This is a genomic window from Delftia sp. DT-2 (assembly GCF_028401915.1).
Classification (GTDB): domain Bacteria; phylum Pseudomonadota; class Gammaproteobacteria; order Burkholderiales; family Burkholderiaceae_C; genus Comamonas; species Comamonas tsuruhatensis.
Genome location: NZ_JAQOTI010000021.1, coordinates 53,334 through 75,393, shown reverse-complemented (window position 1 = coordinate 75,393; position 22,060 = coordinate 53,334). Strand labels below are relative to the sequence as shown.

General features: G+C 68.5%; 19 protein-coding genes. 3 read left to right on the top strand and 16 right to left on the bottom strand.

The genetic code is table 11. The annotated features are described in order from the left end of the window. Window positions 1-198: 198 nt before the first annotated feature. From PO605_RS27805 to PO605_RS27790, 4 genes are all read right to left on the bottom strand, one after another. Window positions 199-666: a CoA-binding protein gene (locus tag PO605_RS27805; RefSeq protein WP_046984879.1), complete on the bottom strand. Its 468-nt coding sequence runs from the start codon at window positions 664-666 to the stop codon at window positions 199-201. 28 nt (window positions 667-694) lie between these two features. Next, window positions 695-1,966 carry a Na+/H+ antiporter NhaA gene (gene nhaA / locus PO605_RS27800; protein ID WP_047470898.1) on the bottom strand — a complete coding sequence of 424 codons (1,272 nt, stop codon included), beginning with the start codon at window positions 1,964-1,966 and terminating at the stop codon, window positions 695-697. A gap of 236 nt (window positions 1,967-2,202) precedes the next feature. Then, window positions 2,203-2,736, bottom strand: coding sequence for a hypothetical protein (locus PO605_RS27795; RefSeq protein WP_016449276.1), 534 nt, complete (start codon window positions 2,734-2,736; stop codon window positions 2,203-2,205). Between the two features lie 191 nt (window positions 2,737-2,927). After that, on the bottom strand, window positions 2,928-5,207 hold the full coding sequence (locus tag PO605_RS27790) for a protein-disulfide reductase DsbD family protein (RefSeq protein WP_272207199.1): 2,280 nt from the start codon (window positions 5,205-5,207) through the stop codon (window positions 2,928-2,930). 214 nt (window positions 5,208-5,421) lie between these two features. Here PO605_RS27790 and PO605_RS27785 point away from each other — a divergent pair, with 214 nt between their 5' ends. Both PO605_RS27785 and PO605_RS27780 read left to right on the top strand, forming a co-directional pair. Then, window positions 5,422-6,399, top strand: coding sequence for a Bug family tripartite tricarboxylate transporter substrate binding protein (locus tag PO605_RS27785; protein ID WP_047473788.1), 978 nt, complete (start codon window positions 5,422-5,424; stop codon window positions 6,397-6,399). A gap of 29 nt (window positions 6,400-6,428) precedes the next feature. Continuing rightward, complete coding sequence (locus tag PO605_RS27780; protein ID WP_047473794.1) at window positions 6,429-7,289, top strand: creatininase family protein; 861 nt, start codon at window positions 6,429-6,431, stop codon at window positions 7,287-7,289. Between the two features lie 244 nt (window positions 7,290-7,533). Here PO605_RS27780 and PO605_RS27775 read toward each other — a convergent pair whose 3' ends face one another. The 5 genes from PO605_RS27775 to PO605_RS27755 all read right to left on the bottom strand — a co-directional run bounded on the left by PO605_RS27775 (window position 7,534) and on the right by PO605_RS27755 (window position 12,472). Further along, window positions 7,534-8,508 (bottom strand): Bug family tripartite tricarboxylate transporter substrate binding protein, encoded by a 975-nt coding sequence (locus PO605_RS27775; protein ID WP_047473789.1) that lies wholly within the window; start codon window positions 8,506-8,508, stop codon window positions 7,534-7,536. A 120-nt stretch (window positions 8,509-8,628) separates the two neighbouring features. Continuing rightward, entirely contained in the window at window positions 8,629-9,312 is a 684-nt protein-coding gene (locus PO605_RS27770) for a histidine phosphatase family protein (protein ID WP_047473790.1), read from the bottom strand. A gap of 91 nt (window positions 9,313-9,403) precedes the next feature. After that, a complete protein-coding gene (locus tag PO605_RS27765) occupies window positions 9,404-10,363 on the bottom strand; it encodes a PhzF family phenazine biosynthesis protein (protein WP_047473791.1) in 960 nt (319 codons plus the stop codon). 87 nt (window positions 10,364-10,450) lie between these two features. Further along, window positions 10,451-11,635: an aminotransferase-like domain-containing protein gene (locus PO605_RS27760; RefSeq protein WP_047473792.1), complete on the bottom strand. Its 1,185-nt coding sequence runs from the start codon at window positions 11,633-11,635 to the stop codon at window positions 10,451-10,453. A gap of 234 nt (window positions 11,636-11,869) precedes the next feature. Beyond that, a complete protein-coding gene (locus PO605_RS27755; RefSeq protein ID WP_016449284.1) occupies window positions 11,870-12,472 on the bottom strand; it encodes a LysE family translocator in 603 nt (200 codons plus the stop codon). 194 nt (window positions 12,473-12,666) lie between these two features. On the opposite strand from PO605_RS27755, the gene PO605_RS27750 reads away from it, so the two are divergent. Further along, window positions 12,667-14,118: an aminotransferase-like domain-containing protein gene (locus PO605_RS27750; RefSeq protein ID WP_016449285.1), complete on the top strand. Its 1,452-nt coding sequence runs from the start codon at window positions 12,667-12,669 to the stop codon at window positions 14,116-14,118. A gap of 213 nt (window positions 14,119-14,331) precedes the next feature. Here PO605_RS27750 and PO605_RS27745 read toward each other — a convergent pair whose 3' ends face one another. The 7 genes from PO605_RS27745 to cheY form a co-directional block, all read right to left on the bottom strand. Further along, on the bottom strand, window positions 14,332-15,045 hold the full coding sequence (locus PO605_RS27745) for an RNA polymerase sigma factor FliA (RefSeq protein ID WP_012202528.1): 714 nt from the start codon (window positions 15,043-15,045) through the stop codon (window positions 14,332-14,334). 5 nt (window positions 15,046-15,050) lie between these two features. Next, complete coding sequence (locus PO605_RS27740; RefSeq protein ID WP_016449286.1) at window positions 15,051-15,932, bottom strand: hypothetical protein; 882 nt, start codon at window positions 15,930-15,932, stop codon at window positions 15,051-15,053. Further along, on the bottom strand, window positions 15,925-17,538 hold the full coding sequence (gene flhF / locus PO605_RS27735) for a flagellar biosynthesis protein FlhF (protein WP_047470997.1): 1,614 nt from the start codon (window positions 17,536-17,538) through the stop codon (window positions 15,925-15,927). The genes PO605_RS27740 and flhF overlap by 8 nt, the downstream gene beginning before the upstream one ends. Next, a complete protein-coding gene (gene flhA, locus PO605_RS27730; protein ID WP_047470999.1) occupies window positions 17,535-19,634 on the bottom strand; it encodes a flagellar biosynthesis protein FlhA in 2,100 nt (699 codons plus the stop codon). The genes flhF and flhA overlap by 4 nt, the downstream gene beginning before the upstream one ends. Beyond that, on the bottom strand, window positions 19,631-20,803 hold the full coding sequence (locus PO605_RS27725; RefSeq protein ID WP_047471001.1) for an EscU/YscU/HrcU family type III secretion system export apparatus switch protein: 1,173 nt from the start codon (window positions 20,801-20,803) through the stop codon (window positions 19,631-19,633). Before PO605_RS27725 ends, flhA begins: the two co-directional genes overlap by 4 nt. Window positions 20,804-21,003: 200 nt before the next feature. Then, window positions 21,004-21,618, bottom strand: coding sequence for a protein phosphatase CheZ (locus tag PO605_RS27720; protein ID WP_016449290.1), 615 nt, complete (start codon window positions 21,616-21,618; stop codon window positions 21,004-21,006). A 10-nt stretch (window positions 21,619-21,628) separates the two neighbouring features. Next, on the bottom strand, window positions 21,629-22,015 hold the full coding sequence (gene cheY, locus PO605_RS27715) for a chemotaxis response regulator CheY (protein ID WP_012202534.1): 387 nt from the start codon (window positions 22,013-22,015) through the stop codon (window positions 21,629-21,631). Window positions 22,016-22,060: the final 45 nt, after the last annotated feature.

Here is a 22,060-nt window from a genome sequence, read left to right as displayed (position 1 = left end):
GCTTCTTGTGCAATGGGCCGGACCGTGATGTGCATCACAGGGCTGTCACAAAGACCGTGCATGATGCTGGATGTGGGCTGAAGCAGACACCCGGACGGAGGCAGGTAACCTGCACCGGACTGACCGGGCCTTGGTCCACGCCAATTGCAGGCCGCAGCCTCTTCGGGGCTGCGGCCTTTTTCATGGGCAATTCCTGAGTTACCGGGCAGTGGGCGGGGCATCGGCCAGAAGGCGCTGGTGTTCGATCTTCACGCAGCGGTCCTGCACGGTCCACAGGCCCGCAGCGCGGGCCAGTTCCAGGGCCTTGTCGTTGACCACGCCCAATTGCAGCCACAGGCAGCGCGCGCCGACGGCAACGGCCTCGGCGGCCAGCGGCGGGATGTCTTCGCTCTTTCGGAAGCAATCGACCATGTCGATGCGCAGGCCCTGTGCGGCCAGCGCGGCCGCAGCGTCGGCCAGGCTGGCATGCGCGGGCTCGCCCAGGATGAGGCCGCCTTCGCGTGCCACCACGGGGTTGACGGGAACGATGCGGTAGCCATGACGCTGCATGTACTGCGAGGCCTGGTGGCTGGGCCGCTCGGGCTGCGGCGACAGGCCGACCACGGCCAGGGTGCGGCACTGCACGAGGATGTCGCGCAGGCGGGAGTCTGTTGCTGTGTCGCTCATGCGCCGCAGTGTACGCAGCGCCTGCCGTTCAGGCGGGCAGGGCTGTCGCGTCCGCAGCATGGCGCCGGCGCAGCACCATCCCCCAGCCCAGCCCCAGCACGGCGGCCGTGGCCGAGGCCAACAGCACGCCCAGCTTGGCGGCATTGAGCAGGGCCTCGCTGTCAAAGGCCAGCGTGGCGATGAAGATGGCCATGGTGAAGCCAATGCCTGCCAGCAGGCCTGCCAGCAGCGTGTCGCCCCAGCCCATGCCTGGCGGCAGCGCGCACAGTCGCAGGCGCACGGCCAGCCAGCAGCTGATCAGCACGCCCAGCGGCTTGCCCAGCACCAGGGCCAGGGCCACGCCCCACATCACGGCCGAGGTGCCCGCCGCATCGATGCCAGCGGTGCCCGCCCCCTGCAGCGGCACGCCGGCATTGGCCAGCGCAAACAGCGGCATCACGCCAAAGGCCACCCAGGGATGCAGGTCCGCCTGCACGCGCTCCACGGGCGCGGCGCTTTCGCGGCCGGCCAGCGCATGCACGGGCGTCACCAGGCCCAGCACCACGCCGGCCAGCGTGGGATGGGCGCCGGTCTGCCAGATGCCCCACCAGAGCACGGCGCCCGGCAGCACATAGGCCCAGGCGCGGCGCACGCCCAGCGACTGCAGCAGGAACACGCCGGCCAGGCCGGCGGCGGCCACCAGCAGCTGGCTCCATTGCAGCCCGCCCGAATAGAACAGCGCAATGATGAGCACGGCCACCAGGTCGTCGATGATGGCCAGCGCCAGCAGGAACACGCGCAGCGCGGGCGGCAGGCCCCGGCCCAGCAGGGCCAGCACGCCCATGGCAAAGGCGATGTCGGTGGCCGTGGGCACGGCCCAGCCGTTGCGCAGCGGCGGCGCGGCGTTGAAGGCCAGGAAGATCAGCGCCGGCGCCACCACGCCGCCCAGCGCGGCCATCACGGGCAGCAACGCCTGGCGCGGCTGGGCCAGTGCGCCGGAATGCATCTCGCGGCGTATCTCCATGCCGACCACGAGAAAGAACACGCTCATCAGCGCATCGTTGACCCAGAAATGCAGGGATTGCGACAGCTGCCACGGGCCCAGGCCCACGCTCAGCGGCGTGTGCCACAGCGCCTCGTAGGAGCCGGCCCAGCCGGAGTTCGCCCAGAGCAGGGCGGCGGCCGCTGCCAGCAGCAGCACGATGCCGCCCGCGGCCTCGGCATGGGACCAGCGGGACAGGAAGGCGCCGACGCGATCGGCGAAAGACAGGAAAAGGGGCATGCGCGGGCCGGACGGCCGCGGGGTCGTGTAGGTGTTCATGTGCAAAGCAGCAAAGGGGCCTTGCGGCCCCGGTGCGCAGGCGGCCCGACCTGCGCTATCAACACCTGTCCTGCCGCCCCATGCGGTCTGGACACCCAGCCGCCATTATAAAAGAAGCCCCCACGCCCCCTTTGCTGCGCAAGGTCCGCTGCCCCCCGAGGGGGCCGCTTTTTGCCTTGGGGCGGCCCGGCGGCAAAAAATCGGCGGCCGGGACTCTTGCGCAAGACCCTGCGGATTCAGGGCCTGGGCGGCTCATTGCGCGAGACGCATTCGGCCAGCAGCCCCAGCGAGGACAGCGCAATCATGAAGACCAGGAACACATAGGCCGCCGTAGCCACGCCCAGGCTCATGCTGAAGCCCCATTGCAGCACCGAGCAGGCCATGCCGGTCTGCGGATACATGGCCGTGCATTGCGATGCGGCCGGCATGTGCACGTACCAGGTGATGGCCACCAGCATGGCGCCCGCCACCATGGCGGCGTTGGCCCAGGGATGGGTCTGCGGGTGGTAGAGCGCATAGATCAGCGCCACGGGAACGGCCAGGCCCCAGGCGAACATCATCAGCCAGCTGAACACCGGCGAGACCGCCAGGATGGACTGCAGCCACTCCATCTTGGGCAATCCGTTGACGAAGCCCAGCAGATCCCACACAAAGGGCAGGACGATCCCCGCCACAGCCAGGCTGGCCAGTCCCAGCGCCAGCAGCAATCCCTTGCCGCGTGAACGATGGTGCACCCCCGAAGGGTGCGAATGGGTGATCAGTGCATGCATGGTCCACCTCCTGTGTCGTGCAGGGCGGGCAGTTGCCGTGCGGGCGGGTCCGGAGTCGGGCGGCAGCCGCGGCGCCTAGCGTTCGGATTGCGGTATTCCCCGGATGGATCCAGTCTAGGACGGCGTGCACTGCAACAGATGTAGGTCTTGCACCTACCCAAAATCGGGGTTTGTCCCAGGAGGGGGTGCCGTCAAAGCGCGGCCAGCGCCCCCAGCACCTCGCCCTTGGACAGCAGTTCGCTGAGCACCACCGGCGGCTTGCCCGGCGCATGCAGCACATAGACGGGCACGCCGCTGCGGCCCAGCTGCTGCAGCGCGGCGGTGATGGCCGGGTCGCGGCGCGTCCAGTCGGCGCGCAGCAGGGTCACGCCGTGCCTGTCGAAGGCGGCCAGCACCTCCTCCTGGTTGAGCGTGGTGCGCTTGTTGACCTGGCAGGTCACGCACCAGGCGGCCGTGTAGTCCACGAACACGGGCTTGCCCGCCGCCTGCAGCTCGGCCACGCGGGCGGCCGACCATGGCTGCCAGCGCTGGCCTGCAGCGGACGCCATGCCCGTGCCCTCCGCCTGGGCAGGTGTGGCGATCAGCGGTGCGGTGGTGGCCAGCAGCGCGCCCCCCAGCACCACGGCCAGCGTGGCCAGCACGGCGCGCGTGCGGCCCTTGAGCGTCAGCGTCCAGACCAGGGCGCTGAATGCCAGCAGCAGGGCCAGCAGCGCAGTGGCGGCGTCGATGCCGCTCTGGTGCCCCAGCACCCAGACCAGCCAGACCACGGTGGCGAACATGGGAAAGGCCATGGCACGGCGGAAAGTGTCCATCCAGGCGCCAGGGCGTGGCAGCCAGCGCACTACGGCGGGAACGAAGCTGGCCAGCAGATAGGGCAGGGCCATGCCCAGGCCCAGGGCGGCGAACACCGTCAGCGCCTGCAGGGCCGGCATGTCGATGGCAAAGCCCAGCGAGGCGCCCATGAACGGCGCCGTGCAGGGCGAGGCAATGGCCACGGCCAGCACGCCGGACAGAAAGGCATCGGCCACCGGGTGGCGCGCATGCGCCGCAGCCCAACGCCCGGGCAGCATGGAGCCGAACTCGAACAGGCCGGCCAGGTTCAGGCCCAGCAGCGTGAACAGGGCTGCCAGCAGGGCCACGATGGCCGGCGACTGCAGCTGAAACCCCCAGCCCAGCTGCTCGCCTGCCGCGCGCAGCGCCAGCAGCAGCCCGCCCAGGGCCAGGAAGGACAGCACCACGCCGGCCGTATAGGCCAGCCCGCCCAGGCGCTGGGCGCGGCGGTCCTGTCCATGGCGTGCAAAGCCCAGGATCTTGATGGCCAGCACCGGGAAGACGCAGGGCATGAGGTTGAGGATCAGTCCACCCACCAGGCCACCGAGCAGGGCCATCCACAGGCTGGTGGCGCTGACGGCGCTGGCAGCAGGCGCAGCGGCCTGGTTGGCCGCCAGGGCCGCAGCCAGTGCGGGCGAGACGCTGGCCATGGCGGCAGCCGTCCAGCGGCCCTCGACCGGGGCCTCGGCGCGCCAGGCCACGGGCTGGCCCTGCTCCAGCGCTGCGGCGCGCTCGGCGGGCGGCAGGGCCAGGACCACGGGCAGCTTGGCCGGAGTGTCGCCGCGCATGTCGGACAGCGGCAGTTCGGCCACCCAGGCTGTGCCGTCCCAATGCTGCTGCCAGTCCTTGCCCAGTTCGGCCGCGTGGTGGAAGGTGTCGGAAGATTCGGGATAGAAGTCCAGCGTGCGGCCCTGCAGGGATTCCGGCAGGCCCTCGATGCGCAGCTGCACGCGCTCGTCGGGCGTCCTGCCTTGTGCGGCAGGCTGGCTGGCCGGCACCACCTTGGCCTGGGCTGGCGCGGACAGCGCCTGGGGCTTGAGCGCCCAGGCCTGGGTGAAGGCCTGACCCTGGCCTGCCGTGCTGCCCTGCACGGGCAGCTGCAGCTGGAAATCGCCTTCCTCGGGAATGCACTCCACGCGGCAGACCAGCCAATTCGCATGCAGGCGCAGGTCCAGCATGCCGGACGCGGGCGGCTTGAAGTCGGCGGCCACCTGCACGGGCACGGGCAGCAGCACCTGGCCCTCATAGCCGTAGTTGAGCAGCGGGCCCACGCGCAGCGCCTCGGGCACGGGCCACTGGATCTCGCCAGCCGTCAGGCCTGCAGGCAGCTGCCAGTTCAGCTCGGTGGCCAGGCCGGAGTCACCGGCGTTCTTCCAATAGGTATGCCATTCGGGCTGGTGGGTGATCAGCAGGCCCAGCCACAGCGTCTGGCCGGGCTGAACGCCTTCGGGTGCCTGGGCCACAAGCTCGGCCCGCACGCGTGGCGTGTCCACGGCCGCGGCCGCCCCGCTGCCGGTCTTCAGGCGCAGCTGCGCGCCGGCAGGGGTGGCAAGCAGGCTGGCGGCGGCAAGGAAAAAGGCGAGGAGCCAGAAGGCGAGGTGCTGGGGGGCAGTGTGGCGAAGAGGTGGTTGGTGCGGCATGGCGGACTGTGGGAGCCAGGGGCATGGTCTTTGGTTCCCCCGGCTGCAGGCTGCGATGGTAGCGGGCCGTCCAGAGAGATCGCCTGTGGCCTGCTGCAGGACGATTGGCAAAAGATATCGTTGCATAGGCGCTTGGTATTGGACAGGCGATATGTCCGTTGCCCATCATGGACCGGCCACCCATCCGGGATAGAGCAACACAAGGAGACAAGCCATGCAGGAGACATCTCGCCGCCACTTCCTGGCCGCCGGCGCGGCAGCGGCCGCAGCCTGGGGACTGCCGCAGCACGCGCGCGCAGCAGCCGCCTATCCCGACAAGTCCGTGCGCGTGATCGTGCCCTTTCCCGCCGGTGGCACCACCGACGTGGTGGCGCGGCTGGCCATGCAAAAGCTCGGGGAGCTGACCGGCCAGTCCTTCGTGGTGGACAACAAGGGCGGTGCCAACGGCGTCATCGGCACGGAACTGGCCGCCCGCGCCACGCCTGACGGCTACACCCTGCTGATGAACACGGCCGGCGCGCAGACGCTGAGCCCTGTGCTCTACAAGACCAGCTACGAGGCGCTGTCCAGCTTCGAGCCCATCAGCCATCTGTGCGACGTGGGATTCGTCCTTATCGCACGCAAGGACCTGCCCGTGAACAGCCTGCAGGAGCTGGTTGACATGGCCAAACAGGGCAAGCCGCTGAGCGTGTCCTCGGGCAGCAGCATGATTTCGCTGATCACCGAGCAGTTCAAGAAGGTGATTGGCGCGCCGGGCATCGTCAACGCCCAGTACAAGGGCACGGCGCCGCAGATGCAGGCCGTGGTGGCGGGCGAGGTGGATTTCTCGTTCGACTCCTTCACCTCGGTGGAGATGATCCGCACGGGCAAGGTCAAGGCCCTGGCCGTGCTGCTGCCCCAGCGCGCCGAAGTCTTTCCCCAGGTACCCACCATCAAGGAGGCCGGCGTGGACGGCATGGGCTTCAGCTCCTGGTCGGGCCTGCTCGCGCCCAAGGGCACGCCCCGCGACATCGTGGCCCAGCTCGCGCAGCAGATGGACAAGGTCATGCAGATGCCCGACGTGCTGGCCAAGCTGCGCAGCTACAGCTATGTGCCGCGCCGGGGCACGCCCGAGGAGTTCGCGCGGCTGATCGAATCCGACAACGAGCGCTGGAAGCGCATCGTCAGGGAATCCAACTTCAAGGTCGAATGAGACGCGGGGCGGGGGCTAAGATCATGGCCATGCCAAGCTCCCCGCCTCCACACACGTCCCTCGGTACCTGGCCATCGCGCTGGTGGGCCGAAGTATCGGCGCGCGATTTCGCGCTGGCCCAGGCGGGGCTTGCCGCGGAAACCGTGGCGGTGCTGCCCGTGGCCGCCGTGGAGCAGCATGGGCCGCACCTGCCGCTGTCCGTCGATGCCCGCCTGCTGCAGGGCGTGATCGATGCGGCCCTGCCGCTGCTGCCGGCCGACCTGCCCGTGCTCTTTCTTCCTCCGCAGAACATCGGCTTCAGCGTGGAGCACCAATCGTTTGCCGGCACGCTGACGCTGTCGCCCGCCACGGTGATCGCGCTGTGGACCGAGCTGGGCGCCTGCGTGGCGCGGGCCGGCGTGCGCCGGCTGCTGCTGCTCAACGGCCATGGCGGACAGGTCAGCGTGATGGACATCGTGGCGCGCGAGCTGCGCATGCGCCACGGCCTGCTGGTCTACAGCAGCAGCTGGTTCGGCCTGGTGGACGATGCGGCCAATGCGCAGTTCAGCGCGCATGAGCACCGCTTCGGCATCCATGGCGGCGAGGTGGAGACGTCGATGATGCTGCACCTGGCGCAGGAGACCGTGCGCATGGAGCATGCGCGGGACTTTCATTCCACTTCGGAGGATCGGGCGCAGCGGCATGCCTTGCTGGGCAATGGGCGAAGCGCCAAGATGGGCTGGGCCATCGAGGATTACAACGTTTGCGGGGCGGTGGGGAATGCTGCGGGGGCTACGGCCGAGCGGGGGGCCTTGATGGTGGAGACTTCGGCTCGGGGGTTGGTGCGGTTGTTGTCCGAGATGGTTGCGCTGCCTGCGGATACTGTGGGAAGGGCGCCGGAGCCTCTTTAGTTTTGGGCCTTTTTTGGACCCTGCCGGGTGGTGGTTTTTCGAGGCCGGGTCTCGGCCCGGCGGCCGACCTACTTTCCTTTGTTTCGCCACCGGTACGCCGGCCGAAGGAAAGTAGGCAAAGCAAAGGCGCCCCGGATGTCCGCGACCCCTTCGCTTCGCTGCGGGGCAACCGCCACGACGCAGGCGCTGACATACGGGGAGTTTGCTCGGGCCTTTGCTTCGCTCGGCCTATTCCTTTATTGCTTTATTGCTTGGGGATCTTGGCCTGGACGATCACGTCGCCCCAGCGTTTGATTTCCGATTGCAGCAATTGCGCGGTCTGCTCGGGCGTACTGGATTGGGCCTGGACGTTCATTTCGCGCAGTTTCTGCGTGACTTCGGGGGAGTTCACGGCGGCGGCGATTTCCTTGTTCAGGCGGGCGATGATTTCCGGAGGGGTCTTGGCGGGGGCGGCCAGGGCGTTCCAGGAAGAGGCGACGAAGCCCTTGATGCCTGACTCCTGGGCCGTGGGCACGCCGGGCAGCAGGGCCGAGCGCTTGTCGCCGGTGATGGCCAGCAGGTTGACGGCCTTGGGGTTGATCTGGCCCATGATGGGCGTGAGGATTTCGACGGCCGCGTCGATCTGCCTGCCCCGCAGGGCCGTGACCACGGCAGGCGTGCCATTGAAGGGCACGATCTGGGCGTCGATGCCGGCCGTGGTCTTGAACAGTTCGGCCGCCAGGTGCTGGGTGCTGCCGATGGCGATGCTGCCGATGTTGAGCTTGCCGGGGTGGGCTTTGGCCCAGGCCACCAGCTCGCCCAGGTTCCTGAAGCGCGAGTCGCTGGCGGTGAGCACGCCGATGTCGAAGTAGCCCAGGGTGGATATCGGCGTGAAGTCCTTGACCATGTCGAAGGGCAGTTGGTTGAACAGCCCCACGGTGACGGCGCTGCCGTTGGACATGAGGAACAGCGTGTGTCCATCAGGTGCGGATTTGGCCACGGTGTCGGCTGCGACGATGCCGCCCGCGCTGGGCTTGTTGTCGATGATGACGGGCTGGCCCAACTGCGAGGCCAGCTTTTGCGCAACGACGCGCGAGGTGACGTCGGCCACGCCGCCTGCGCCAAAGGGCACGACGATGCGGATGGGCTTGTTCGACAGGGGCTGTGCCTGGCTGGTGATGGCGGCCAGCAGCAGGGCCGCGCAGGCCAGGGCGCTGCGCGTGAAGCGGCGTTTGTTCATGGGTCTTTTGTCTCCTGGCCGGCCAGTGTGGCGCAAAAGCGCAGGCCGGCCCAGATCGCCCGTGTTCTGGCTGCTATGCCCTGGCGCAATAGCCGTGTGGCAGCCTGGCCGGGGGCTGGATCAGGCGTGCGTGATCCAGCTGCGGTGCTCGTCCGTGTCCAGGTGGTTGAGCGTGTTGAAGGTCTGCAGCATCAGGCGCTTGGGGCTGGTGGTGAACTCGGTCACGGCGCTGTTGCGGATGCGCATGTTCAGCGCAATGGTGACCTCCGGCGAGGTGCCCAGCACATGGCCCACGGCGGTGGAGATGGGGCCGCCGCTGCTGACTAGCAGCACGTTTTCGTCGGCATGTTCATGCCGCACACGCTCCAGCACCTGGCGCACGCCGCCGGAGAAGTCGTCCCAGCTGGGCATGCCCTTGGGGCTGATGGTGCCGGCCATCCACTGGGCCAGGGCATCGCACAGCAGGCGGAAGTGGTGGCGGTACAGCTCGGGCGTGTCGGGCTTGGGCAGGGGCGCTGGGTGGATGGCCTGCAGCAGCGCGCCGCTGTCGTATTCATCGAGGCCCGCAAGCGCCTGGGTGCGGTGCTGCTCGGCAGGCAGGCTGCCCAGGCCTTCGGCAATGCCGGCCAGCGTCTGCGCATGGCGGCGCAGCGTGCCCGTGTAGACCGTGTCGAAGCGCAGGCCGCGCTCTCGCCAGTAGGCACCCAGCCTTTGCGATTGCGCCTGGCCGCGTTCGCTGAGCTGGTCGTAGTCTTCGGCACCAAACGAGGCCTGGCCATGGCGCACAAGATAGAGGGTTCCCATGGCGCGGATTGTGGCCAGCGCTGGCGCCGGCGTTTGTCCTGCGGGCGACTGGCTGCCGCCTTGGCGACAGATTCCAGCAGCCCGGCAGGCCCTACAACAGCACCTGGCCGCTTACGCACTCCACCACATGGCCGCCTATCCACAGCGCGCCCTGGGCATCCTCGCTGACATGCACGCGGCCGTCGCGGCCCACGCAGCAGCCCTGGCTGGCGATGTAGGGCGCGCGCAGCAGGCCTTCGCCGCGCAGCCACAGGGCCAGGCTGGCGTTGAGGCTGCCGGTGACGGGGTCTTCGGTGACGCCGACGGGGCTGGCGAAGCCGCGCACTTCCAGGCTGGGGGCGGCATCCGCATCGGCCCCGGCCGGGCGCTGGCCCGTGGCAAAGGCGCGTGCCTCGCGGCTGCTGCGGCCGATCAGTGCCGGTGCATCTTGCGCGCTTTCGTACAGCGCGCAGGCCCCCACCTTGGTGTTCAGCGCCTTGAGCCTTGCATGGTCGGGCTCCAGCGCCAGCACCTGGTCGGGATGCTCGAAGAGCACGCCCATCCAGCGCGGGCCGTTGTCCAGCCAGGCGGCGCGCAGGATCTGGCCGGGCTCCGCGCCCAGCGCGGCAGCCACCTCGGCCAGCAGGCCCGGCTCCACGGCGCCGATGTCGGTGGCCGGTGCCTGGAAGGCCAGGCGTCCGTCCTGGCGCGCAATCGAGATCAGCCCCTTGGCGCATTCCTGCACGATGCGCTGCGCCTGCTGCGGCACGCCGCCCTGCGCCAGCCAGGCGTGGCAGCTGCCCAGCGTGGGATGGCCGGCAAAGGGCAGCTCGCCGCCCGGCGTGAAGATGCGCACGCGGTAGTCGGCGCCTGCGGCGCGGCCGGCCTCGGTGGGCGGCAGCACGAAGGTGGTCTCGGACAGATTGGTCCAGGCCGCGAAGGACTGCATCTGCGCATCGGTCAACCCGGTGGCGTCGAGCACGACGGCCAGCGGATTGCCCAGGTAGGGCCGTGCCGTGAACACGTCCACGGTCATGAAGGAGCGCTGGCGGGGAGCGGCGGTGGAGGTCATGGCAAGGGGCAGGGTTGCGATGGGCAATGCAGGATGAAGAAAGCCGGCGCAAAGCCGGCTTTCAGGGAACAGCCGGGGCTGTGCGTATCAGGCCGACAGCTGCGAGCGGATGGCGGCAGCCAGGGCCGCGATGCCCTTGTCGATCTGCTCGGCCGACACGGTCACGTACGACAGGCGCAGCGTGTTGGCCTGGGGCTCGTCCGCATAGAACGGCGCGCCGGGCACGAAGGCCGTGCCGCGTTCCACGGCGGCGGGCAGCAGCTTTTGCGCATCCATGCCCTTGGGCAGGCGAACCCACAGGAACATGCCGCCCACGGGACGGGTCCACTGCACGTCCAGGCCGGCCATTTCGCGTTCCAGCGCGGCCAGCATGGCGTCGCGCTGGCGCTTGTACATGGCGCGGATGGTGGGCACGTGGCGGTCCAGGAATCCGTCCTTGATGACCTCGGACACCACGCGCTGGTTGAAGCCGGGCGTGTGCAGGTCGGCCGCCTGCTTGGCCTGCAGCAGCTTGTTGTAGACGGACTTGGGCGCCACCAGGAAGCCGATGCGCAGGCCAGGGGCCAGCACCTTGGAAAACGAGCCCAGGTAGATCACGCCTTCGGGGTTGCGCGCGGCCAGCGGCAGGGCAGGGGGCTGCTCAAACCACAGGTCGCCATAGGGGTTGTCCTCGATCAGCGGGATGTCGAGTTCACGCGCCTTGTCCACCAGGGCCTGGCGGCGTGCCTCGGCCATGGTGCGGCCGGTGGGGTTCTGGAAGTTGGGCAGCACGTAGGCCAGGCGGGCCTTGTCGGCGCCGGTGCCGGCCTTGGCGGCGAAGTCCTCGACGAGGATGCCGTCGTCATCGCTGTCCACGCCCACGGGAATCGGTTCCTGCGGCGCAAAGGCCTGCAGCGCGCCCAGGTAGGTGGGCTTTTCGACCAGCATGCGGCTGCCGCGGTCCAGGAAGACCTTGCCGATCAGGTCCAGCGCCTGCTGCGAGCCCGTGGTGATCAGCACCTGGTCGGGGTCCACTTCCCAGGGCAGGAAGTCGGCCACGGCCTGGCGCAGGGGCGCGAAGCCTTCGCTGGTGGCGTATTGCAGGGCCGCTGCGCCATCGCGCTGCATCACGGTCTGGCAGGCCTGGGTGAACGCGTCCAGCGGGAAGGCCAGCGGCGAGGGCAGGCCGCCCGCCATGCTGATGATGCCGGGACGGTCGGTGAGCTTGAGGATTTCGCGGATGGCGGAGGGGTTCATCTTGGCAGCACGGTCTGCCAGCGTCCAGGTCGTCATAAAAAAAGCAGTTCCAGGTCTTTGCGGTGCCCGCCATGCGGGCGGGCTGGTATGGGTTGCCATGCCGTCGTGGGGCACGGGCCGGCCGCATGTGAAGAGCGCAGTGCGGATGGTGCTTTCGCTCTTGCGCCGGCAATGAGGGTATTTTGTCGCGGCCGTGAAGGGTCTGCGCATCCTCCCTTCAATAGCTGGGCAGGCCAGTACGGCCTTTGCCTGGGTGTGGATGGCAGACCCTCATGCTGCCACCATCCACATCGCCGTCAGCGCCAGCATGGCCGCCATGGCACGGTTGAACCACAGCAGCCTGCGTCCCTGGGCCAGCCAGTGGCGCAGCAGTGCGCCCACGCAGGCATACAGCAGATTGCTGGAGAAGGCATAGGCGGCCATGACGGGCAGCACCACGGACAGGCGCTCGCTCAGGTCGTCGTGCCCCGCCAGCCAGCCGGCCACGATGGCCAGGGCCAGCAGCCAGGCCTTGATGTTCACGAATTGCAATCCCACGCCCTGCCAGAAACCCACCTGCAGCTGCTGCTGCGATTGCAGTGACGCCATCTGTGCGCTGCGGCTCAGGCGCCAGGCCATCCACAGCAGGTAGCCGATGCCGGCGGCCTTGACCAGCCACAGCAGCAGCGGTGCCGCCACGATCGCCGCGCCCACGCCGGCCGTGCTCAGCACCAGCAGCAAGCACCAGCCCACGGGCACGGCCAGGACGAAGCGCAGCGCCGGGCGCAGGCCGTGGTTGGCGGCCAGGGCCGTGGACAGCGTGGTGTTGGGGCCGGGGCTGAAGCTCATGGAAGCGGCGAGCAGCAGCAAGGCGGTGAGTTCGGACGGTGGCATGAGGCGGTGGCCCCGGAGGTCTCCATACAGGCGGCAAGGGGCTGTTGGGGAGGAGGGCACGGCAGGCCTGCTCCGCAGCACGAATGCCTGCAATATAGGTGCAAGACCTGTACAGTACCAATACAGTTGAACCCTCAATTGCATGTTCTGTATCGGCGCCCATCCCGATACAGTGACGTTTTGGTGACCCTCTCATGCCCGTTCCCCTTTCGCGGCTGGCGCCGCAGACCCTGAGTACCCAGTTGGCCGAACGCCTGGGAGAGCGCATCCGCATGCGCCTGCTGCCGGCGGGCGCACGCCTGCCCTCGGTGCGCGAATGCGCGCGCCAGCAGGGCGTGAGCACGCACACGGTGGTGGCCGCCTATGACCTGCTGCAGGCCCAGGGCCTGGTCGAGGCGCGGCCGCAAAGCGGCTTTTTCGTGCGCGATTTCGTGCAGGACGCACCGCTGCTGCAGTCCGAACAGGCCCGCGCCGCGCCTGCGGACGAGGCCACCGGCGCGCCCAAGGGCACGCGCATCAATGCCTCCATGCTGGTGCGCGGCATGTTCCACCAGAGCGTGGGCGGCAGGCCCCAGCCCGGCGCGGGCGTGCTGCCGGCCCAATGGCTGGAGGCAGGCTTTCTGGCCGCTGCCATGCGCAAGGCCTGCTCGGGAAAATCCCTGCACGACTCCTGCGTGGGCTATGGCGACCCGCTGGGCGACATCAGCCTGCGCGAGGCGCTGTCGCGGCGCCTGGCGCGCCTGGGCATTGCGGCGGCGCCGCAGCACATCATCACCACCATGGGCGCAACGCATGGGCTGGACGTGGTCAGCCGGGCCCTGCTGCAGCCGGGCGATCCGGTGATGGTGGAGGAGCCCGGCTGGGCCGTGGAGTTCGCGCGCCTGGCATCGCTGGGCATGCGCGTGCTGCCCGTGCCGCGCGGCCCCGACGGGCCGGACCTGGCCGTGATGCAGCGGTACTGCGAAAGCTGCGCGCCCAAGCTCTACGTCAGCGTGAGCGTGCTGCACAACCCCACCGGCTACAGCCTGTCGCCGGCCAGCGCCCACGAGGTGCTGCAGCTGGCGCGGCGATTCGGCTTCTACGTGGTGGAGGACGATACCTATGGCGAGATCGCGCCCGACCACGCCGCACGCATGACCGTGCTGGACCGCCTGGGCCACAGCATCTACGTGAGCGGCTTCGCCAAGCTGCTGGCGCCCAACTGGCGCGTGGGCTATCTGGCGCCGCCGCCTGCGCTGGTGGAGCGCCTGGTGGACACCAAGCTGCTGTCCACGCTGACCACCCCCGCACTGACGGAACGCGCCCTGGCCCACTGCATGGACCAGGGCCAGCTGCGCCGCCATGCCGAGCGCCTGCGCCAGCACCTGGCCCAGGCCCGCATGCGCAGCGTGGCACTGGCCCAGCAGGCCGGAGCCCGCTTCGCGGCCGAGCCGGCCGGCATGTTCGGCTGGGTGGACACCGGCGTGGACACCGAAACCCTGGCCCAGCGCCTGCTGGACGCCGGCTACTTCATCGCCCCCGGCTCCATGTTCCACGCCGGCCGCCAGCCCAGCACCTGCATGCGCATCAACTTCGCCACTACGCAGGAACCCGCCTTCTGGCGCATCTTCGAACGCGAAGTCCAGGCCATGCGCGGCAGCGCATAGAAAAGGGGAATGGGAGAGAGGAGAGGGGGCGGAAGGCGGGGAAGGCTGTATCGACCCGCAAACATAGATCAGACCAGCAGCGCAAAAAACCGACGAGGCCCAAAGCGAGGGACACCGAGCAAGGGCCGCCCCGCCGCGAGGGTGTCGTCCCCCTCCCCCGCGAAGCGGGTAGAGAGGGGGAAGGCGCGTCAGCGCCTCAGGGGGTGCCCCCAGTCAATGCGCCCGCATCTTCGTCCGCAGGCGCGCAATCGCCTGGCTGTGCAGCTGGCACACACGCGATTCGGTCACGCCCAGCACGGCGGCGATTTCCTTGAGGTTCATGTCGTGCTCGTAGTACATGCCCATGATGTACTGCTCGCGCTCGGGCAGGGCCTTGATGGCTTCGACCAGGGCCACGCGCAGGCGGTGGTCGCGCAGCAGCGCAAAGGGGTCGGCGCCGCTGTCGGCCACGTGGCGTTCGAGGAAGTCCTCGCCCTCGTCGCCGCCTGACATGTCTTCCAGGTACACCAGCTGAGTGCCGCGCACCTTGCCCAGCAGCGACTGGTAGTCGTCCAGGTCCATGCCCAGCTCGTCGGCGATCTCGGACTCCAGCGGGGTGCGTCCCAGGCGCTGCTCCAGGCGGTGCAGCGCGTGCTCTATGTCCTTCTGGCTCTTGCGCGAGCTGCGGCTCATCCAGTCGCCCTCGCGCAGTTCATCAAGCATGGCGCCGCGGATGCGCTGGCTGGCGAAGGTCTCGAATTGCACGCCCTGCTCGCTCTCGAAGCGGGACAGGGCTTCGGCCAGGCCGATCATTCCGACCTGTATCAGATCATCAAGCTCCACATTGGGAGGCAGCTTGGCGATCATGTGCAGCGCGATCCGGCGTACCAGGGGTACATGCCGACGGATCAGTGCATCGCGGTCGAGTTGGCCTTTGGCGGTGTACATGGCAGTCAGTGGCTCCAGGCATGGGATGCAGGCAGCGGTGCGTAGCCGGCGGCCAGGTCCTGGCCGCCATGCGGCAATACGCTGCCCGCATGGTTGAGCAACTGCAGCGCCAGGCGCTGCAGGTCCGGTGCATGGTGCAGGCGCACGGGCAGCAGCCCGGGCGCGTGGCCCAGATGGCGCTGTGCGCAGCGCAGCAGCGCGTCGATCTGTGACTGGCGCCGTTGCGCATCCTCGGCCTGGCTGCGGGCACCGGTCTGTCCGCGGCGCCAATCGTAGCTGGTCACATCCACGGGGTCAGCGCCGGGCAGCAGCGGCGCCAGCAGGCAGCGCAGGCCGGCATGCACGGCCAGCTGCTTGAGCTGGCGGTAGCAGCCCAGCACGCGGGGGCCGTGTTCGGGCAGCACCATCAGCGGGTGCACGGCCTGGCCGGGAAGATTGCGGGCCAGTGTGTCGGCATCGGCATACAGCATGACGATGGCATAGCCGCGCACATGGCGCTGCAGCCATTGCATGGGCGTCATGCCGGCTTGCCGTGCCTGCAGGGGCAGCAGCTCCAGGCCCTGGCGGGCAGGCAGCACGGCCACCGAGCTGTGACGGGGGTCGGGGTGCAGGCCGGTACGGGCCTGCCAGGCGCTTTGCTGCAGCAGCTGGGCCAGGCCAGGCGCGTCGGCCGCCTCGCCCTGGCTGGCATCGAGCACAAGGACGGGCATGCCCAGGCGCTGCAGGCTGGCGCAGACCGGCCACAGAAGGGATTGCTCGGACTGGCCTTCAGGGTCGGCCGCCGTGTCGCGCAGCATGGCCAGCACACGCAGGCTGGACGGTGCTGCGGCGCCGGGCTGGCCGTGCAGGCCCAGGCCCTGGTGCAGCTGGGGGAAGGTCTCAAGCATGGCTGACCTCGCTGTCCATGGTGCTGGGGCTGGACGGGGTGAAGAAGAAGTCCAGGTCCAGCGCCTTGGGATCGAAGGCCGAGCGGGTGGAGGCGCGCATGGAGGCGGAGACCAGCTGCTGCGCATCGGCGCGCTCCCAATCTTCGGGCACGCGCTGGCCGTTGGTCACGCCGCGCAGCTGCATCTGGTGGCGGATCAGCGTGTCCACCGAGGGGCCCAGCTTCACGGCCTCGTCCACCTTGGTGAGGATGGCCTGGCTGGATCCGCGTGCCTTGAAGGCCTGCATCACATCGTCCAGCGCATCGCCCTGGCCGGCCGCGTTCACGGCCAGCAGCTTTTGCACGCCGGGCAGGTCCAGCAGGTCCAGGATTTCGTCCTTGCGCGGATCGCGCGGGGCCACGCCCGTGGTGTCGATCAGCACCAGCTGCTTGTTGGCCAGCAGGCCCAGCAGGTCCTGCAGCGCGGCGCGGTCATGGGCCAGGTGGGCGACCATGCCCAGCATGCGGCCGTAGGAGCGCAGCTGGTCGTGGGCGCCGACGCGGTAGGTGTCCAGGGTGATCAGGCCGACGCTGGAGGCGCCGTACTTGGCCGCGCACAGGGCCGCCAGCTTGGCCGTGGTCGTGGTCTTGCCCACGCCGGTGGAGCCCACCAGGGCGAAGACGCCGCCTTGCTCGTACAGCGGCTCCTGGCCGGCGTCGGTGCGCAGATTGCGTTCCAGCACCTGCATCAGCCAGCGCACGGCGTCGCCGGCGGACAGGTCCTGGGGCATGTGCTCGACCAGGGCGCGGGCCAGCACGGGGGAGTAGCCCGCGCGGATCAGCTTGTGCGTGAGATTGGCGTGGATGGGGTTCTGGCGCGTCTGGCCCAGCCAGGTCAGGGTGTTGAAGCGCTCTTCGATCAGGTCGCGCACGGACTGCAGCTCATCGCGCAGCGCCTGGGAGGCCATGGCTGGAGCGGGTTCGCTGCGCAGGGGCTCGCGCAGCGGCGCCTCGGCGCTGGCGCGCAGCGGATTGTGGCGGGCCACGGAAGGCGCGGGCTGTGCCTTGAACGGCTGCTGTGCGGCCATGGGCGCGGCGGCCGGCGCTTCGCGCAGGGCGTCGCCCAGGCTGCGGCGCTGGGCAAAGCTGGGCAGGGGCTCGTCGACGCCGGCCTCGTGGCGGCGGCGCAGCATGCGTTCGCGCACGTAGTCCTGGAAGGACAGGGTGCTCATGGCCAGTTGCTCGGTGTCTTCCTGCACGCTCTGGCGCAGGCCGGCGGGCTCGGCACCATTTGCCGACAGCGAGGCTGCCAGCGAAGCCGCCTGTGAGGGCGTCGGCGAAGCCTGCTGTGCCGTGCGCGGCTGGGTATGCGCCTGGATCAGCTGGGCCTGCAGCTGGGGACGCAGGCCCGTGGTCTCCTCGGCCGAGCGGCGCTCGATGGCCTGCTGCAGCGGCGTGCTGCTGGCGGCGGCCTTGCTGTGCTCCAGCGTGTCCTCGGCCGTGGCCATGACCTCGACGCCATCGGGCGTGCTGCGGTTGGACAGGATCAGGGTGCCCGCTCCGAAAGCCATGCGCGCCTTGGCCAGGGCCTCGCGGGAGGTGGGGGCGTAGAAGCGTTTGATGTTCATGCGGATGCACCTTTAAGAATCGAGCCGATGCGGATGGTGTGCGTTTCGGGGATCTCGCTGTGGGCGAGAACCTGCAGACGCGGCGCCACGCGGCGCACCAGGCGGGCAATGGAATTGCGGATGGAATCGGGAACCAGCAGGCAGGCAGGCAGGCCCAGCTCTTCTTGCTGGTTGGCCATGTCGGCCGCCTTCTGGGTGAGGATCTCGGCCACGCCGGGATCCAGTGAGGGGGAGCCGGGGTTGGACAGGGCCTGCACCAGCAGGCGTTCGAGTCCGGGCTCGATGGCGATGACGTTCAGCTCGCGGGTCGGGCCGTAGATCTGCTGGACGATGGACGGCGACAGTGCAATGCGCACGCGGCGGGCCAGCTCGACAGGGTCCTGCGTGGTCGAGGAGTGCTCGGCCAGCGTCTCGATGATGGTGCGGATGTCACGCACGTGCACCGAGTCTTCCAGCAGCAGCTGGAGCACTTTCTGGAACGTCGTGATGGACACCATTTTCGGAATGACTTCTTCGATCAGCTTGGGAGCCAGTTTGGCCACATGCTCCACCAACTGCTGCGTCTCGGTACGGCTGATCAGCTTGGCGGCATGCACTTGCATCAAGTGTGACAAATGGGTGGCCATCACGGTTTCCGAATCAACCACGGTAAAGCCTGCCATTTGTGCCGCTTCCTTCTGGCGTTCGTCGATCCAGTGGGCGGGCAGGCCGAAGGCCGGGTCGGTGGTCTGGGTGCCGATCAGCGGGGTGCTGATGCCGCCCGGATTGATGGCCAGGAACATGCCGGGGAAGGCCTCGCCCTCGCCCACCATCACGCCGCGCAGGGTGATGCGGTAGGCGCTGGGCTTGAGCTCCAGGTTGTCGCGCACGTGCACGGCCGGGGGCAGAAAGCCCACTTCCTGTGCGAACTTGCGGCGCACGCCCTTGATGCGGGTCAGCAGGTCGCCCTGGCGGCCCTTGTCCACCAGAGTGATCAGGCGGTAGCCCAGCTCCAGGCCCAGCAGGTCCACGGGCTGCAGGTCGTCCCAGGTGGCTTCGCCGTCGCTGGGCGCGGCCACGGGGGCGGGGGCCTGGGTTTGCTGGGCGGCGCGTTCCTGCTGGCGGCGCGAGAGCATCCAGGCCAGCCAGCCCAGCATTGCGCCCGTGCTCAGGAACACGACGTGGGGCATGCCCGGAATGACACCCAGCAGGCCCAGCACGCCGGCCGTGATGCCCAGCACCTTGGGCGACATGAACAGCTGCTGCGCGATCTGCTGGCCCATGTCGGTTTCCTTGCCCACGCGCGAGATCACCATGGCCGCGGCCACCGAGATCAGCAGGCCGGGGATCTGTGCGACCAGCGCATCGCCCACGGCCAGCAGGATGTAGCTGTCGGCGGCCTGGCCGGCCGACAGGCCGTGCTGGATCATGCCGATGGCGAAGCCGCCGATGATGTTGATCACCAGGATCAGGATGCCGGCGACCGCGTCGCCGCGCACGAACTTGCTGGCACCGTCCATGGAGCCGAAGAAGTTGGCTTCCTCCTGCACCTCGGCGCGGCGGCGCTTGGCTTCCTTTTCGTCGATCAGGCCGGCGTTCAGGTCGGCATCCACGGCCATCTGCTTGCCGGGCATGGCGTCCAGGGTGAAGCGGGCCGAGACTTCGGCGATACGCTCGGCACCCTTGGTGATCACCACGAAGTTGATCACCACCAGGATGGCGAACACGATCAGGCCGACCGCGAAGTTGCCGCCGATCAGGAAGTGGCCGAAGGCCTCGATCACCGCACCGGCCGCTCCGGGGCCGGTGTGGCCTTCCAGCAGCACCACGCGGGTGGAGGCCACGTTCAGCGACAGGCGCATCAGCGTGGTCAGCAGCAGCACCGAGGGGAAGGCCGCAAAGTCCAGCGGCCGGATCATGTAGGCCGCCACCATCATCACCATCAGCGCCACGGCAATGTTCAGCGTGAAGAACGTGTCCAGCAGCCACGGCGGAATCGGCAGCACCATCAGCGCCAGGATGGCCACCACCAGCAGCGGCGCCATCAGGCCCTGGGCGAACCTGGTGTTCTCGCCCGACCACATCGATTGCAGGGATTGGAGCGGATTCGTCGTCATGGAGCAGTACCTTCAGTGGTCGCGGCGGCGGGCGCGCGGCGGCCCTGGTGCGGATCGAGTTCGGCGGGCACGGCGGGTTCGCCGAGATCGCCAGGCATGGGGCCTTCGCCGCGCAGTGCGGCCTTCAGGCGGTAGACATAGGCCAGGACCTGGGCCACGGCCGTGTACAGCGCGGCGGGAATGGCCTGGTCCAGGTCGGCGTGCGCGTACAGGGCGCGCGCCAGCATCGGGGATTCGAGCACCGGTATCTTGTGGGCGCCCGCGACCTCGCGGATCTTCAGGGCCACCAGGTCCGTGCCCTTGGAGATGACCTGCGGGGCGGCCATGGTCTTTTCGTCGTAGCGCAGCGCCACGGCATAGTGCGTGGGGTTGGTGACCACGAAGTCGGCGCGCGGCACGGCGTTGACGCTGGCACGGTCGGCGATCTCGCGCTGCTTCTGGCGGATCTTGCTCTTGATCTGCGGGTTGCCGTCGGACTCCTTGTGCTCCTGCTTGACTTCCTCGTGGCTCATCTTCAGGCGCGACTTGAACAGGTAGGCCTGCAGCGGCACGTCGATCACGGCCATCAGGAACACCACCAGCAGCAGCAGGGCCACGCCGCTGGCCAGCCACTGCCCGGTCATGGTCAGCGCCATGGCCGAAGGCTGGGAGGAGATGGCGGCGATCTCGGCGATGTGGCTGCTCAGGAACTTCCAGGCCACGAAGGAGAGGATGGCCGTCATCGCCACCATCTTGGCCACGGTCACCATCTGCTGCTTGGAAAACAGATTGGTCAGGCCCGACAGCGGGTTGAGACGGTTGAACTGCGGCTGTATGGGCTTGAGGCTCAGGATCCAGCCGCCGGCCAGCATGCCCGACAGCACGGCCGCGGCCGTGGTCACGGCGGCAACGCCCAGGGAAATCTTCAGGCCCAGGCTGCCCATGGACAGCATGCGCTCCATCATCAGGGCCGGGGTCTTGGCCGTGTGCGCGTCGAACGCCAGTTGCTGGGCCAGCGCCATGCGCATGTGCTGGATCAGGGGCTCGGCGCCCATCAGCATCATCAGCGCGCCCGTGCCCAGGATGGCCAGGTGGGACAGGTCCCGGGAGCGCGCACCCTGGCCGTCAGAACGCGTTTTCTGCAGTTTGCGTTCGGTGGCTGGCAGGTTTTTGTCTTGGCTGGAGTCCATGGCGCAATGACGGAAGGATTTGCGTCATTGTCGGAACAAGCCGGATGGGCGAAGCCCCGATAAGCAGGGCTCAAGCGGCGCTTATGCGCTGTCTGGGGTGTGGTGCGGCAGGCAGCGGCACGCCGGCAAACCCTTGCCCCGCAGCGGGAAGGGTTGCCGTGCAAATGCCAATGCAAAGGCGCATGGCGCCCCGGGGTGTGTCAGAACCCCAGGCTGGCCAGCAGATCGTCCACCTGGGACTGTGAAGTCACCACATCGGGTGTCTTCTCGGGATCGACCACGGGGCCGGCCAGGTGCTCCTTGGGCTTTTCCAGCGGCTCCAGCGCCGTCTGCTGCGGGTTGGGCGAGGTCTGGATGAGCAGCTGCACCAGCTGGTCCTCCAGGTCGGCGGCCAGCGACACCACGCGGGCGATGACCTGGCCCGTGAGATCGTGGAAGTCCTGGGACATCATGATCTCGGTGAGGTGCTCATCGGCCTGCTGCGTGTCCTGCTCGACCTCTTCGAGGAAGTTCATCACCCGGCCCTTGGCCACGGCCGCCACGGGATCCTCGACCAGCTGCGCGCGCATGGCGCGCACGCGCTCGGCCAGCCGGTCCTGCTGGCTCTTGGCCAGCTCGACACGGTTGAGGACCTTCTCGGCGGCCTCTCCGGTCAGCCGCGCAATGTAGGAAAGGCGGCTTTGCGCATCCGGCAGCTCTCCCATGCTGCCGCGCAATCGGTCCGCATAGCCCAGCTCGTTGAGCGAGTCATGCAGCTGGCGTGTGAGAACGCCTACCTTGTAGTGGACGCTGTCGGGGACATCCGGGTTGCTCATGGCGCGCGCCCTACAGGCCCAGCTTTTTGAGGATCAGGTTGACTTTCTCTTCCAGCGTGGCCTTGGTGAAGGGCTTGACGATGTAGCCTGCCGCACCGCCCTGGGCCGCTGCCACGATGTCCTCCTTGCGGGCCTCGGCCGTCACCATCAGCACGGGAAGGTGCTTGAGTTTGTCGTCCTGCTTGATTTCGGTGAGCAGCTGGAAGCCGTTCATGTTCGGCATGTTGATGTCCGTCACCACGAAATCGAACTTGCTGTTGCGCAGCTTGTGCAGTGCCACGACGCCGTCTTCGGCTTCATCGGCTTCGGGAAAGCCGCTCTCCTTGAGCAGATTGCGCACGATGCGCCGCATGGTGGAGAAGTCGTCAACGATCAAAAAACGCAGGGCATTAGCCACGTGAGGCCCTTTCGGTCGGTAGGTGCTCGGTACTGGTAAGAATCC

Coding starts and splice junctions, on each gene's coding strand:
- PO605_RS27795 (WP_016449276.1), bottom strand. CDS start 2,736: ATGCATGCACTGATCACCCATTCGCACCCTTCGGGGGTGCACCATCGT.
- PO605_RS27770 (WP_047473790.1), bottom strand. CDS start 9,312: ATGGGAACCCTCTATCTTGTGCGCCATGGCCAGGCCTCGTTTGGTGCC.
- PO605_RS27720 (WP_016449290.1), bottom strand. CDS start 21,618: ATGAGCAACCCGGATGTCCCCGACAGCGTCCACTACAAGGTAGGCGTT.
- PO605_RS27785 (WP_047473788.1), top strand. CDS start 5,422: ATGCAGGAGACATCTCGCCGCCACTTCCTGGCCGCCGGCGCGGCAGCG.
- PO605_RS27750 (WP_016449285.1), top strand. CDS start 12,667: ATGCCCGTTCCCCTTTCGCGGCTGGCGCCGCAGACCCTGAGTACCCAG.
- PO605_RS27755 (WP_016449284.1), bottom strand. CDS start 12,472: ATGCCACCGTCCGAACTCACCGCCTTGCTGCTGCTCGCCGCTTCCATG.
- PO605_RS27765 (WP_047473791.1), bottom strand. CDS start 10,363: ATGACCTCCACCGCCGCTCCCCGCCAGCGCTCCTTCATGACCGTGGAC.
- PO605_RS27760 (WP_047473792.1), bottom strand. CDS start 11,635: ATGACGACCTGGACGCTGGCAGACCGTGCTGCCAAGATGAACCCCTCC.
- flhF (WP_047470997.1), bottom strand. CDS start 17,538: ATGAACATCAAACGCTTCTACGCCCCCACCTCCCGCGAGGCCCTGGCC.
- PO605_RS27740 (WP_016449286.1), bottom strand. CDS start 15,932: ATGCTTGAGACCTTCCCCCAGCTGCACCAGGGCCTGGGCCTGCACGGC.
- PO605_RS27780 (WP_047473794.1), top strand. CDS start 6,429: ATGCCAAGCTCCCCGCCTCCACACACGTCCCTCGGTACCTGGCCATCG.
- nhaA (WP_047470898.1), bottom strand. CDS start 1,966: ATGAACACCTACACGACCCCGCGGCCGTCCGGCCCGCGCATGCCCCTT.
- PO605_RS27790 (WP_272207199.1), bottom strand. CDS start 5,207: ATGCCGCACCAACCACCTCTTCGCCACACTGCCCCCCAGCACCTCGCC.
- flhA (WP_047470999.1), bottom strand. CDS start 19,634: ATGACGACGAATCCGCTCCAATCCCTGCAATCGATGTGGTCGGGCGAG.
- PO605_RS27745 (WP_012202528.1), bottom strand. CDS start 15,045: ATGTACACCGCCAAAGGCCAACTCGACCGCGATGCACTGATCCGTCGG.
- PO605_RS27725 (WP_047471001.1), bottom strand. CDS start 20,803: ATGGACTCCAGCCAAGACAAAAACCTGCCAGCCACCGAACGCAAACTG.
- PO605_RS27775 (WP_047473789.1), bottom strand. CDS start 8,508: ATGAACAAACGCCGCTTCACGCGCAGCGCCCTGGCCTGCGCGGCCCTG.
- PO605_RS27805 (WP_046984879.1), bottom strand. CDS start 666: ATGAGCGACACAGCAACAGACTCCCGCCTGCGCGACATCCTCGTGCAG.